This window comes from Sphingobium sp. CCH11-B1 (genome assembly GCF_001556865.1).
Taxonomy (GTDB): Bacteria; Pseudomonadota; Alphaproteobacteria; order Sphingomonadales; family Sphingomonadaceae; genus Sphingobium.
The window spans coordinates 1-13093 of the sequence record NZ_LSJY01000099.1 but is presented as its reverse complement, the minus strand read 5'-3'; the positions used below and the strand labels follow the sequence as shown (position 1 = coordinate 13093).

Here is a 13093-nt window from a genome sequence, read left to right as displayed (position 1 = left end):
CGCGTCAACAGAAGGAACCGTTCAATGCGATCTTGACAAGGCCCGGATCATACAAGTCAGCCATGGACGGTCTCCACTGCTTCGCAATCGACAGGATCGTCGTCGATGATCGTCAATGGCGGCGGATTGAAATTCGCACGGGCATATTCAGCCTCGATCGCTTCCATCGATCCGAGTTCGCGAATCCGTTCGATCGAAAAGATCAGCGTGTCTTGCTCGGTGGTGAAGAAGGTCTCTGGTTCGCCAGGCCCGAAGCAGATTTCACGGTCTGACGGGAAGCTTCCACTGTAGCCGGCCCGCCAGCGAACATAGGATAGCCCAAGCGACCGGCAACATTGCTCGATCTCGTCGAAGCGCCCTGCGGCGACCTCATGATCCATCAGGTATAACGGGCCGGTTACCGGTAGGTCGGAGGGATCGAATGGGGTGCCGTCCCAGTCGATGGCGGGATTATCGTCAACGATCGCAGATATAAGTTCGGGGTACCGGCTGCGGGACAGGACCCCGCCGATCTGGATATGGGCGGACACGCGGTTGGCCATGAGCTGTCTTTCGCAAAATCGAGACCATTTATTCGATCTCGTCTCTGCCCTCCCCTCTCCCTCTCCCATTGCTGCTGTTCAATTTGCAACGGCAGCCGGTACAAGCGATATACATTGCCGGCTTGTGGTCATCGGCGCTTCGCGCTTAGATGTTCGGCAACGTTTTTGTGCCAGAGGCGTCCATCTCTTTCTTCCTCGATCTGGAGTTTTCCATGTCCGATGCCATCGAACCTGATTTCACCGCGATGACGGTCCAACTACTGAGCGCCTATTTCGCGAACAATCAGGTACCGGCCTCCGATATTTCGGGAATCATCGAAACAACCCGCACGGCGCTCGAGCGCAAGGCCGCCGTAGCAACGCCCGCGGAACCGGATCATGTCCCGGCCGTATCGATCCGCAAGAGCCTCGCTTCGCGCGACCACATTATCAGCTTGATCGACGGCAAGCCCTATAAGAGCCTGAAGCGCCATATCGGCAGGCATGGTCTCACCCCTGCCGAATATCGGGAACGCTACAGTCTGGCGAAGGACTATCCGATGGTCGCGCCGGGCTATTCCGAGCAGCGCCGCGAGGTTGCGCAGCGGCTTGGGCTTGGTCGCAAGAAGGTAGATGCCAGTGACGTTCCTGTCGCCGCTGAACCTGAGACGCCCGTTGCGGCCGCTCCGGCCAAGCGCGGTCGCAAGGCTTCAGTAGCGACAACGGATAGTCCGGCAGTCGAGACAGCGAGCGAGAAAGCGGCCAAAGGTAAGGCCGGCCGCAAGCCGCGAGCCAAGCCCGGCACAGAAAGTGTGGCGAAAGCCCCTGCCCCGGCACCGGCTGTCAAAGCCAACAGAGCCTCGAAAGCCGCGGGTGCCAAGCAGGACAGCAAACCGAAAACCGCCAAGCGAGTGATCAAAGCGAAGGCATCTGAACCTGCGGCGGAAATTGCACCCGAAGCGGAACCCGCAAGCGTTTGAAGCAACCGGCACGGGTGAGGTCCGGAAATTTGACCTCGCCCGTCCGCTCAGTTCCTGAAAATGAGCGATGCGTAATCGCTGGCGCCGTGCAGGATGTGGATATTGGTGACCCGTGCGCCATCGACCCGGTAAAAGATCAGATAATTTCCGTGCAGTCGACGGCGAGGACCTTGTCTCTCGAAGGCGGGGAGGATTGGAATCCGTTCAGGCATGGCGTCCAGATCAAGGCATACGGTTCGTACTTCTCTGATGAAACTGATTGATAGCTGGCCTCAAGCTAGGCTTGGCATTGCACATGGTGCCGGTCAGATTCCTCAGCAATGGACCACCAGCCAATTCCCATGGCGGCTTTGGGCAGGATAGCGCTGATGATCCGTTCGATTTCGTTGAGCCGCAAGATGACGTCATCGGAATAACCGAGACGGCGCGGGACGCGGCTCACAGGATCGTAGTTCGACGTCATAGCGTCATGCGACGAGATGTCAGCAGCGCCTGGCAGGTCGCCTGCAGCTCGACTTGATGGTCGGCCTTCTATGTGGCCGAGGTGGCCCTGAGCAGATCAATATGAGCTGCTGTGGCCCGGTTCACGCAGCGATCCTGCTCATCCCTTCGACGAGGGCGTCGAACACGACCCGGCAACGGACATTGTCGCGCAGGTCTTCGTGCATGACGATCCAGGTCTCCAGATCGAGACGGAAGGTCTCCGGAAGTACGCGCACCAGATCGGGTTCGCGGGCGGCGAGGATCACCTGGCAGATACCGATGCCGAAGCCGGCGCGGATGGCGGCCAATTGGGCCACGTCACTATCGACCCTGAGAGCGAAGGCATCTCGGTTCAGCGCCGGATAGCGCTCGACCGCCGCCCGTATGGCAGGAGTTTCCACATCGTAGCCGATCAGGTCGTGGGCTCGCAGGTCGTCCAGGGCCCGGGGAATCCCTCGGCTGTCCAGATAGTCGCGACGGGCGTGCAGGCCGACGGCGATGGAGCCGATGCGTTGCGCGACCAGGGCCTGTTGCTCGGGCCGAACCATTCGAACCGCAATATCCGCCTTGCGCTGCAGCAGATCGTCGAGCGCATTGGACGGGGACAACTCCAGGGTCAGGCCGGGATGAGCCTGGCGCAGACGCGACAGCAGGGGAGGCAGATGATGCACCGCGACGGCCTCGCTGGCGCTGATCCGCACCGTGCCACGAACTTCGCCGCCGCGACCGCCCTCGGCCGTGCGCAGCAAGGTCGATGAAACGGCGGCCAGACTCTCGGCCATGGGCCTCAGTTCCAGCGCCGCGTCGGTCGGCGACAGGCCGCGGGGCGTGCGCAGGAACAGTCTTGTTGCCAACGCGGCTTCCAGAGCGTCGATGTGGCGGGCGATGCTGGGCTGGGTCATGCCCAGCGCCCGGGCCGCGCCCGACAGGGACCCCTCCCGCAGCACGGCGTGGAAGGTGCGATAGAGGTTCCAGTCTGGTTCTCGGCTCATCTGTTTTCGTATAGCGGGTAGAGCGTTTTCCGCAATTTCGTTCGGAGCAAGACGCGCCCATCCTGTCTTCATCGAACGGATGGAGGCGAAGATGAAGAACAGAACGGCGTTGGTCCTGGGGGCCACGGGCGGGATCGGCGGCGAGGTCGCGACGCGCCTGCTGGAGGCCGGATGGTGGGTGCGCGCCCTCAATCGTGATCCGGCCGGCGCGCGGGGCGATCCGAGGATCGCCTGGATCAAGGGCGACGCCTTGTCGGCGGCGGACGTTGCGGCCGCAGCCGAAGGCGCTTCCCTGATCGTCCATGCGGTCAATCCGCCGGGCTATCGCAACTGGAACACCCAGGTGCTGCCGATGCTGGATAACACCATCGCCGCCGCCGAATTGGGTGCGGCGCGGATCCTGTTGCCGGGCACGGTCTACAACTATGGTCGCGATGTCTTCCCCGATATCGCCGAGGATGCGCCGCAGAACGCCCGGACGCGCAAAGGCCGCATCCGCGTCGAGATGGAGCAGCGGCTGAAGGCGGCGGCCGATCGCGGCTGGGCCAAGGTGCTGATCGTTCGCGCCGGCGACTTCTTCGGACCCCGGGCCGCCAACAACTGGTTCAGCCAGGGCCTGGTCAAGCCGGGCGCGCGTCCGCGCGTCATCACCTATCCGGGCAAGCCGGGCGTTGGACACCAATGGGCCTATCTGCCCGACGTGGCCGAGATCATGGTGCGGTTGGCAGAGCATGACGGGTTGGCCGACTTCGCCACCTTCCATATGGAGGGCCATTGGGACGCTGACGGAAGCCGGATGACCGACGCCATCCGCAAGGCCCTGGCCGCGCCCGATCTGCCGATCCGCCGCCTGCCCTGGTCGATGATGCAATTGGCTGCGCCCTTCGTGCCGCTGATGCGCGAGCTGGTCGAGATGAAATACCTCTGGAAGCGGCCGACCCGCCTCGGGAACGGCCGGCTCGAAGGGCTGATCGGACCCGAACCGCGCACCCCGCTGGACGAGGCGGTGCACACCACGCTGTCGGCGATCGGCTGTGTGGACATTGAAGCCGTAGATGGGTGAGGCTCCGGGGCCAGCGGCGAACCTATTCCGCCAGACTTAGCCGCCACGTCTCTCCCTGAACCGGCTCCCCGAATTCGTGGTGAACCTGGGTGGCGATGCATTCGAACCCCTGGCGTGCGTAGATACGGCGGGCGGCGTCCAGCACGGTGTGGGTCCAGAGGGTGATCCCGTCGTATCCCGTCTCGCGCGCGAACGCGACACAGGTGCGTACCAGCGCATCGCCGATCCCTCGCCGACGCGCGAACGGTTCCACATGCAGCAGGCGCAAACGGGCCTGCCCGTCACCCTCGTCGGTGAGGAACACTGCCCCGGCCATGACGCCGGCCAGATCGGCGACCCAGCATTGTTCCCGCTCGGGATTGAAGTGGAGCAGGAACCTGGCCGTCGTTTCGGCCTCCAGCCTCTCCAGTTCACGACCCCAGCCGTGACTCGCCGCGTACAGGATGGATTGCCGCGCCGCGACCTGACTGACCTCGCCGATGCGAGCCGGTCGAATGATGAAATCCAGGGGCGCTTGCGGGTCGAGCAGCAGCCGCGCCTTGGTCAGCGCCTGTACCAGATCATCCCGCTCCACTGGGCTGAGGCGGCTGAGGTCGTAGGCGACGGCGGCGCGCTGCCGTTGGTCGATCAGATCGAAGGCGGCACGTCCTGTCCCGGTCAGCCGGATCGGGCGAGTACGGGCATCGCCTTCGAGGCGATCACGCAGGATCCATTCCCGACCCTCGAACCGGGCGATCATCCGGCTCAGATACCCACGATCAAGGCCCAGTTCAGTCTGCAGGGTGTTCGCTGGAACTGGCTCCAGCCGCGCGATCTCGAACAGCAGCCGGGCCTCCGCCAGGTTCGCATCGGTGTCCAGGAAACGGGCGTCGATGGCGCCCACATGCCGGGTGAAGAAGCGGTTGAAGGTGCGGATGGCGTCTATCGCGGTGTCCATAAGCCCTCTCACCGCATATTGTTGACTGAGTCAACTGCTGAGTTTTCAGGTGCAGGATGAGACGTGAAGGGGGGAGCCGTCCCCACGCCGGTTCATAGCTCGACCGCCGCCCGCACGCCTGACCGGATCGCCACGCCGTCGCGGCCGGGCGGCTCGCCGAACAGGCGGCGATAGTCGCGGCTGAACTGGGACGGGCTTTCATAGCCGATCGAAAAGCCGATGGCGGCGATCTCGGCCGTGTCGGCCAGCACCATGCGGCGTGCAGCCTGAAGCCGGACCTGTTTCTGGAACTGGATCGGCGACATCGTCGTGGCGGCCTTGAAGTGGCGATGCAGTCCGGCGACGCTCATCCCCGCCAATGCCGCCAGATCGGGAATCCGGATCGGCTCGGCATAATGGTCCCTGATCCAGGCGACGGCCCGCGCCACCCGCGCCATGCGGCTGTCGGCCAGGCCGATCTGACGCAACATGGGTCCATGCTCGCCCTGCAGCAGCCGCCAGACGATCTCACGTCGGATGAGCGGCCCGATCACGGCCAGATCTCTCGGGCTGTCGATCAGATCGAACAGGCGCGCGAGCGGATCGAGCAAGGTCGCATCCAGTCGCCCGACGGCCATGGTGGTCAAGGTCTTTATCGGCGCCACGACGCCGTCCTCGGGCTGATCGAGCAACAGATCGGCGACCATCGCCGGATCGACCGCCAGGCTGAACGCCATATAGGGCCGCTCCGGACTGGCCTCGACCACCTGGGCTGTCACCGGCAGGTCCATGGAGGCGACCAGACACTTGCCCGCATCGTAGCGAAACACGCATTCTCCGAGCAGGCTGACTTTGGCTCCTTGCAGCACGGCGGAAAAAGATGCGCGATAGAGGGAGTGCAGCAACCCTGTGGGCCGGTCGCTGACCATGAGGGTTAAGCCGTCCAGCGGCGGCTCGCGGCCCCATCTCGCCCAATGACGGGCGAGGGCCTCGATCAGGCGGTCATGAGCGGGATCGGACATGTCGCCATCCTTAGCGCCCGTCGGCCTCAACGCCAGCGGCGATCAAGGCGATTGAGATAATCGGGCAAGAGATTGCGACGATCGGCGTCGCCCCCCGGGGTGCGCCGCCCTATCTGACGGACACATACCGACGACGAGGAGTTTGCCCCATGCGTTATCGTTCCCTTGGCCCGAGCGGCCTGTTCGTCTCCGAACTCTGTCTCGGGACCATGACCTTCGGCGGCAGCGAGGGGATGTGGGGCCAGATCGGCCAGTTGCGTCAGGAGGAGGCGGACGCCGTGGTCAAGGCGGCCGTCGAGGCGGGCGTCAACTTCATCGACACCGCCAACGTCTATGCCGGCGGGACGAGCGAACGCATACTCGGCCAGTCGATCCGCAACCTCGGCCTCGCCCGCGAAGATCTGGTGATCGCCACCAAGGTGATGGGGCCGATGGGCGATGGGCCTAATGCGCGGGGGGCCTCGCGCAAACATGTGCTGGACCAGTGCAAGGCGAGCCTGGACCGGCTCCAGCTCGACCATATCGACCTCTATCAGATTCACGGTTTCGATGCGGCGACTCCGATCGTCGAGACGCTCGAGGCGCTCGATACGCTCGTGCGGCAGGAGCACGTCCGCTACATCGGCCTGTCCAACTGGGCGGCCTGGCAGATCGTCAAGGCGATCGGCGTCGCCGAGGCCCGCAATGTGGCGCCGATCCTGTCGCTGCAAGCCTATTACACCTTGGCCGGCCGCGGCCTGGAACGGGAGATCGCCCCGATGCTCAAGGCCGAGGGGCTGGGATTGATGGTGTGGAGCCCGCTTGCCGGGGGTTTTCTGTCGGGCAAATACAGCCGCGAGGACGAGACGACCGGCGAGGGCCGCCGCGCGACTTTTGACTTCCCACCGGTGGACCGGGAGCGAGGGTATGGCGTGATCGACGCCATGCGACCGATCGCTGAAGCCTACGGCGTCAGCGTCGCGCAGATCGCTTTGGCCTGGCTGCTGCATCAGGACGTCGTCACCAGCGTGATCGTCGGGGCCAGGCGGCCGGAGCAACTCGACGACAATCTGGCCGCCGTCGATGTGCGGTTGTCCGCGCAAGATTTGGCGACCCTCGATGAGGCAAGCGCCTTGCAGCCGGAATATCCCGGCTGGATGCTGGAACGCCAGGGCGCCTATCGCGCCCATATGACTGGGCAGAGATGATGTCTCCGCGCTTCGCCGGAAAGCGTGTGCTCATCACGGGCGGCACCAGCGGCATGGGCTTGGCCGGAGCCAGGCGGATCGTCCGTGAAGGCGGATCAGTGATCGTCACCGGCCTCGACAGAGGGCGCGTCGAGGCGGCGAGACAGGCGTTGGCGAACGACGCCATCGCGCTGACGAACGACGCCGCTGATCCGGCTGCTGTCGCCGCCCTTGTCGAGACAGTGCGGGCGGCCGGGTCCCTTGACGGCCTGTGGCTGAACGCGGGCTACGCAGCGCTCGGGGCGATAGAGGATGTGGATGCCGCGACCTTCGACGCGATGATGGCCGCCAATGTGCGGGGGCCCATGCTCCAGCTCGCCGGCCTGTCGGCCTGGCTCAATCCCGGCGCCTCCGTCGTCGTCACCGCCTCCAGCTCCGCCTATGAAGGCGCGGCGCTGACCAGTCTTTACGCGGCGACCAAGGGCGCGGTCATCGCCATGGCGCGCAACTGGGCGCGCGCGCTCGCGCCGCGCGGTATCCGTGCCAACGTCCTCGTACCGGGACCCATCGACACCAACTTCCGGCATTTTCTCCCCGATGAGGCGCGAACCTCGTTCGAAAACTTCGTGCTCGGCCAGGTTCCGCTGAGTCGCGCCGGAACCTCCGATGAGGCCGCCGCCGTGGCGCTGTTCCTGCTGTCCGAGGATTCCGCCTTTGTTACCGGCAGCCAATACGCCGTCGATGGCGGGATGATGATGCGGTGATCGGGGCAAAGGCGCCACAGCAAACCAAGGGAGGCGTTGGGCCATCCCGACGCTCCGGGGCAACTGGCTGGATACGTTCATCTTCAACGCTGTGCTAAAGGATCGGGGCCTATCCAGAAGGCTTTACTGGCGAGCCGCGCCCGGTTTGTGATGTTTGTCGAGACGGTCAAGCACGCCTTTCGGCGCGACCATCGATTTCCCTCCGGCTTCTCCGATCTCGAGGGCAGTGCTGAATGCGTTGTCGATCCTGGAGCCCGACTTTACCGCTGTGATGGAAACGGTTGATCGCTGTAAAGTCCAGGGGAAGCTTAACGACCTCCCGAGCCTTGAATTTCGGGATAAGCACGTCGTCGCGGGCGCGGACTGCGGTGGTCCAGCCTCGCCAGAAAAGATCGAGACCCTGGACTTTTGGAGTACGCATCCGATAGCAGCCGCGGCGCTCCCGTAACCAGGTCGCCCCGTTGACGATGGTTCAGGCGGCGAGTTCCTCGGCCACCTGCTGCTGAGCTGCCTTCCAGTTCCACGGCAGGAGTTCGTGAAGGCGGTTCTGGGGGATGTCAGCGATCCGGGCGAGGACGTCAGTGAACCAGGCGAGCGGATCAACTTCGTTGAGCCGGGCCGTGCCGAACAGGCTGAACATCATCGCCGCGCGCTGGCCGCCGCGGTCCGAGCCCACGAACAACCAGGCTTTTCTTCCCCGGGCCACGCTGCGCAGCTGGCGCTCCGCGGCGTTGTTCGAGAGACATATCCGGCCATCGGCGAGGAAGGTGGTGAAGCCTGCCCAGTCGTTCTGAAGGTAGGCGATGGCCTTGGCCACGGCATCGTGACGAGAGAGCTTGCTGCGCGTTTCGTGCATCCAGGCCTCCAGTTCGGCAACGATCGGAGCGGACAGCTCCTGGCGAACGGCCAGGCGCTCGGCGGCAGGCTTGCCGTTGATGCCGCGCTCGATGGCAAAGAGCCGATCGATGATCTCCAGCGCCTCGGTTGCCAGCGGCGAGATGAGCGGCGCAGTGCCTTTTCTCTTGCGCTTGAGCTGCTGTCTGAGGTCGACGAGCTTGAAGAATTCCCGGCGTGCATGAACCCAGCAATTTGCGCGCGTCATGGGCTTATCGGCCCAGCCTTCCTCGAACAGGGCATTGAAGCCGGCATACCTGTCGACCTGGAGAATACCGGTATAGCCGGCCAGGTGGGCGCGAGGATGCTCGCCCCTGCGATCGCTGGAGTAGTAGCACAGCGCCACCGGCGGCGCCGGCCCGCCGAACGGGCGATCGTCGCGCACATAGTCCCAGATCCGCGCCACGCTGGTTTTCAACTTTGCCAACAGCGGAATGGTGGTGTCATCGGCATGCAGGCGCTCTGCTGCAAGCCCGTGCGCCTCCAGCAGCAGGAACAGGGGTTTCACCGCCACGCAGATCGCGCCGATCTGATCCGCGAGCGTCGAGAGGCTCAAGGGGATGCCCTCGGCCTCGAGCCGGTCACGCTGGCTGTTGAGAGGCTGGTGCAGACCGTACTTCTGGAAGGCCAGGTTCGCCAGGAAGTGCGGCCCGAACATCCCGCGCGGCGTCACGTGGAAGGGCGCTGGTGGCTGGCTGATCTTCTCGCACTTACGGCACGAGACCTTCTCCCGGACCGTCTGGATCACCTTGTGGCGGGCCGGTATTCTCTCGAGCGTTTCGGTGATCACCGGGGGCAGATGGCTAAGATCGTCCGAGCCGCAGCACGGGCAAAGCTCTGGCGCTGGGATGACGACCTTCTCGCGCGGAACGTCGGCCGGGAAGTCGCGGCGGGTGGACCGCTTGCGGGTGAACGCTGCGACCGCGGTGGTCTTGTCGGCGGCAATCTGGCCAAGCAGCTCAGCCTCGCTGGCATTGGCCTCGAGTTCCTCGAAGGTGAGTTCGAGCTGACCCAGCAGGCGCCGGCTGCGCTCGGAGCTCGCGCCGTATTTGTCGCGGCGCATCTTCTCGTTCATCAGCTCGAGGTGGGCGTTGCGGGCCAGCAGATCAGCGTTGATTGCCCAGACTTTGGCAACCCGTGCTTCGGCCTCGAGCAATCTGGCCTGGGCCTGTTCCTGAACGATGGCGACCTCAGCCTCCGCCTTATCGGCCCGTTCCTGAACGAGCGCAAACTCAGCGCGAAGCTGGATGAGATCGTCGGACGGGTCGCTTGCAGGCATGCTTTTTTATAACACGAACCTGCCGCAAACCCCAGGATTTAAGCCAGTTTTCCCGCGTATTTTGTCTCACCAATGCGCCCGGACAGGCGGGATTTCTCGCACCTTGATTGACGCGGTGGATCAGCCGACCTGGGTTGGGCGCCAGGTCTCCTGGGGGTTACGCCAGTCTATACCCTCGAGCAGGCAGGCCATCGCCGATGCCGAGATGGCCACCGTTCCGTCCTTTGCGGCGGGCCAGACAAAACGTCCTCTTTCCAAACGCTTCGCGAATAATGACATCCCGAGGCCGTCATGCCACAGAATTTTGCAAAGCGCCCCGCTCCGCCCGCGGAAGACGTACAGGTCGCCAGCATGGACATCCTTTTTCAAGGCCTCCTGAACCTGCAAAGCGAGCGACCGCATGCCCTTGCGCATGTCAGTATGGCCTAACGCGAGCCAGACCTTGCCTCCGCTCGGGACCGGGATCATCGGATCAGCGCCTTCAGAACAGCCGCGGCCATGCCGGGCGGCGCCGATGCGTAGATGTTCACGCGCCGCCCACCAGGCAGATCCACCACAACAGCCGGCGGCGACGGTAACGGCTTGCTGCCTCCGTCATCAAGGACGACGGCTTCGACGAAGCCGACCTGCGCCGACGCCGCAGCGCCCGCCACCCCAGCCTCCAGGCACGCCTTACGGCGCCAGGTGTAAACCAGCGCCGTCGATACGTCATACTGGCGGGCTACACGCGCCACGCAGGCGCCAGGAGAAAAGGCCTCCGCCAGAATCTTCGCCCGCTCGTCCTCGCCCCAGCGCCGCCGACGCTCAGGCCCGCCGAAAACCGTGATCTGACCCACAAAAACCGCTCCTACGACCGCGCTCAAGAGCGACCTTAAGAGCGGTCTGTCACGTCCCGGGCAAGGCGACGCTCAACGGATGCGTACCTTTTGGAGGGCGTCAACCGCAAAGCTTCAGGAGGTCGCGTCGGAGTCCTGAGTTACCGCAGGCGGCCAAGCCATAATTCCGCTGCCGGCGATAATCGGGAAAAGAGCCGTCAGCATCGCCGCGAGATCGCTCGCGCCTGGCACGATGCCGCCATCTTCAATTGCGAAAGCGTGTGGCCTTTCACCGGCGGATGCGAGGTCAACCTGTGAGAAGAAGTCAGTATCTGTCGGGTGGTTGAGATGCGGCTCCGCTCTACGGCGTTCAAACGTCCGTGGCAATCTTCTCAAGAATGGCGCACGCATTGTCGGGCGGCAGAAACAGTCTGGTCTTGAAGCTCAGGACCTCGCTGAACGCACCGCAGAACTTGAGCCAGTTGCGATGCTCGGGCGCATAGTCGCGAATTTCTAGACGCCGGCTGTTGTTGACCGTCACCGTGACGAGCCTCGCTCCCTTTAATCCCGGGATTAGAACACCGCCAGCAACCTCCGCGCCGCGCAGTACTTCGCCGGGAGAGAGGCTTGTCGCATTCACAGCCAATACAAATTCCGACTGGAGCCGCCCGAGAGCACGCGGGTGGATGATACGACCGAGGATGGTCGTATCGGCGCCATCGTCGATCCGCCAGACACGGACATCGTCCCCTGGCAGCTTGTGCCAGACCGGCAGGAGAAGGCCGGTTGCTACATGGACCGCTTCGGTGTCGACCTTCGTCAATGCATCGAGACATTCGGCCTCCCATAGATCGCGAAATCGATCGTGCTCAATCCGCTTCCAGCGGCTGAGTGCCAGTTCAGCCTCGCTGATCCGCGAAGATCCGGTCGGGCGTTCAAGCGACACCATCGGGATGACACGGCCCTCTTCGTCGGTGATCGACCAGGACGGCACGCCCAGCGCGACGTGGCCGGAACGAGTGTTGTGCAGAAAGGTGACGCCGTCGGTGTTGCCCCAGATCCGCATCAGGCGATCCCAACCGGTGACGCGCGGTTTCAGGTGAAGTTCGAGGTGGAGCAGTCGCGTCTCGGCGCCGGTTCTCGGGTCGACACGCAGGCACTGGTCGGCGAGCGTCACGATCCTCTCGGCCCGGATGGTCTCAACGCCGACATCGAGGGTCCCAGCCTCACGTGCCGCATCGGCGCGGGCCTGGATAAGACCCATATATTCCTCGAAGATCGCGTTCTGCACAGCGATGCGCAGCGCCAACAAACGGTTGAGCCAGCGCTGGATCGGCGGCAACCGTTCCAGCAGCACGGCATGATCGTCGACCAGCTTGAGGCCGGTCATGTCCTGGAAGGCGGCCAGCGTCACGCTGGCGAGCTTGCCGCCGTGCAGGAGACGATACCATTGCGCCAGCGCCTCGCGCGCCAGGTCGCTTTCGAGATTGTCACTCGGGTCGAACAGGCCCTGCCCGCCGGTCTGGCGTTGCCCGCGTGTCAGGGCGCCCAGACTGTCGAGCCGCCGCGCGATGGTGGAGATGGCGCGGCGCTCGCCCTTGCAGTCGGTCACCACCGGGCGAAATATCGGCGGCACGGTCTGGTTGGTCCGGTGGCTGCGTCCGAGCCCCTGGATCGCCACGTCAGCCCGCCACCCCGGCTCCAGAAGAAAATGGATGCGCCGCCTGTCGCCAGCTTTGGAAGCCCGATCTGCATGATAGGAGCGGCCCGTGCCGCCAGCGGAGCTGAACACCAGGATCGGCTTGACCCCGTCCATAAACAGACTGGTCTCGACAAGATTGGCGCGGGCGCTGCGGCGTTCGATCGCCTGGCACCCGTCGGGCTTGACGACGAGGCGGCGAGAGCGGCCGGTGACCTCGGCGACGCGGTCGGTCCCGAAATGGGCGATCAGCGTGTCGAGCGCGGCGGGCACAGGAGGCAGGGCGCAGAGCTGCTCGATCAGTTCGTCCCGCGCGGCGATCGCCTCCTGACTGAGCACCGGCTGGCCATCGGCATCGAGCATCGGCTCGGACCGATCAGCGCCATCAGTGCTCCGGAAAACACGCATCTGCTGGACTGGAAAGGCGTGACGAAGATATTCGACAAGGATTTCTTTGCAGTCGAGATTTATGTCGAGCGGTTCGCACGCAGGCGCGGAT

General features: G+C 64.2%; 14 protein-coding genes. 4 read left to right on the top strand and 10 right to left on the bottom strand.

Translation table 11 applies throughout. From position 1 onward, the window contains the following. Positions 1-56 precede the first annotated feature (56 nt). Complete coding sequence (locus AX724_RS10895; RefSeq protein WP_066766189.1) at positions 57-542, bottom strand: hypothetical protein; 486 nt, start codon at positions 540-542, stop codon at positions 57-59. 149 nt (positions 543-691) lie between these two features. On the opposite strand from AX724_RS10895, the gene AX724_RS22815 reads away from it, so the two are divergent. Next, on the top strand, positions 692-1501 hold the full coding sequence (locus tag AX724_RS22815; RefSeq protein ID WP_231736638.1) for a MucR family transcriptional regulator: 810 nt from the start codon (positions 692-694) through the stop codon (positions 1499-1501). A 47-nt stretch (positions 1502-1548) separates the two neighbouring features. Here the strand turns inward: AX724_RS22815 and AX724_RS24940 are convergent, their stop codons facing one another. The 3 genes from AX724_RS24940 to AX724_RS10880 all read right to left on the bottom strand — a co-directional run bounded on the left by AX724_RS24940 (position 1549) and on the right by AX724_RS10880 (position 3048). Next, a complete protein-coding gene (locus tag AX724_RS24940; RefSeq protein WP_082733483.1) occupies positions 1549-1713 on the bottom strand; it encodes a type II toxin-antitoxin system RelE/ParE family toxin in 165 nt (54 codons plus the stop codon). Between the two features lie 65 nt (positions 1714-1778). Continuing rightward, the gene (locus AX724_RS24030; RefSeq protein WP_066766188.1) at positions 1779-1964 is read right to left on the bottom strand and encodes a hypothetical protein; all 186 of its coding nucleotides are present in this window, start codon (positions 1962-1964) and stop codon (positions 1779-1781) included. A 121-nt stretch (positions 1965-2085) separates the two neighbouring features. Further along, positions 2086-3048, bottom strand: a complete 963-nt coding sequence (locus AX724_RS10880) for a LysR family transcriptional regulator (RefSeq protein WP_331711439.1) — start codon at positions 3046-3048, stop codon at positions 2086-2088. A gap of 19 nt (positions 3049-3067) precedes the next feature. Between AX724_RS10880 and AX724_RS10875 the strand changes: the two genes are divergently transcribed. Beyond that, on the top strand, positions 3068-4039 hold the full coding sequence (locus AX724_RS10875) for an NAD-dependent epimerase/dehydratase family protein (RefSeq protein WP_066766192.1): 972 nt from the start codon (positions 3068-3070) through the stop codon (positions 4037-4039). A gap of 22 nt (positions 4040-4061) precedes the next feature. Here AX724_RS10875 and AX724_RS10870 read toward each other — a convergent pair whose 3' ends face one another. Next, positions 4062-4976 carry a bifunctional helix-turn-helix transcriptional regulator/GNAT family N-acetyltransferase gene (locus AX724_RS10870; protein ID WP_066766183.1) on the bottom strand — a complete coding sequence of 305 codons (915 nt, stop codon included), beginning with the start codon at positions 4974-4976 and terminating at the stop codon, positions 4062-4064. A gap of 92 nt (positions 4977-5068) precedes the next feature. Then, on the bottom strand, positions 5069-5977 hold the full coding sequence (locus AX724_RS10865; RefSeq protein ID WP_066766181.1) for an AraC family transcriptional regulator: 909 nt from the start codon (positions 5975-5977) through the stop codon (positions 5069-5071). 149 nt (positions 5978-6126) lie between these two features. Between AX724_RS10865 and AX724_RS10860 the strand changes: the two genes are divergently transcribed. After that, on the top strand, positions 6127-7164 hold the full coding sequence (locus AX724_RS10860) for an aldo/keto reductase (protein ID WP_066766179.1): 1038 nt from the start codon (positions 6127-6129) through the stop codon (positions 7162-7164). After that, the gene (locus tag AX724_RS10855; protein ID WP_231736634.1) at positions 7161-7907 is read left to right on the top strand and encodes an SDR family oxidoreductase; all 747 of its coding nucleotides are present in this window, start codon (positions 7161-7163) and stop codon (positions 7905-7907) included. The genes AX724_RS10860 and AX724_RS10855 overlap by 4 nt, the downstream gene beginning before the upstream one ends. Before the next feature lie 472 nt (positions 7908-8379). Here the strand turns inward: AX724_RS10855 and tnpC are convergent, their stop codons facing one another. The 4 genes from tnpC to AX724_RS10825 all read right to left on the bottom strand — a co-directional run. Beyond that, the gene (gene tnpC, locus AX724_RS10845) at positions 8380-10080 is read right to left on the bottom strand and encodes an IS66 family transposase (protein WP_066766177.1); all 1701 of its coding nucleotides are present in this window, start codon (positions 10078-10080) and stop codon (positions 8380-8382) included. Between the two features lie 120 nt (positions 10081-10200). Then, positions 10201-10548, bottom strand: coding sequence for an IS66 family insertion sequence element accessory protein TnpB (gene tnpB / locus AX724_RS10840; RefSeq protein ID WP_066766176.1), 348 nt, complete (start codon positions 10546-10548; stop codon positions 10201-10203). Beyond that, positions 10545-10916: an IS66-like element accessory protein TnpA gene (gene tnpA, locus AX724_RS10835; RefSeq protein ID WP_066766175.1), complete on the bottom strand. Its 372-nt coding sequence runs from the start codon at positions 10914-10916 to the stop codon at positions 10545-10547. The genes tnpB and tnpA overlap by 4 nt, the downstream gene beginning before the upstream one ends. A 349-nt stretch (positions 10917-11265) precedes the next feature. Beyond that, positions 11266-13093, bottom strand: a 1828-nt coding sequence (locus AX724_RS10825) for a strawberry notch C-terminal domain-containing protein (RefSeq protein WP_197421548.1), incomplete at its 5' end; no start/stop codon positions are given.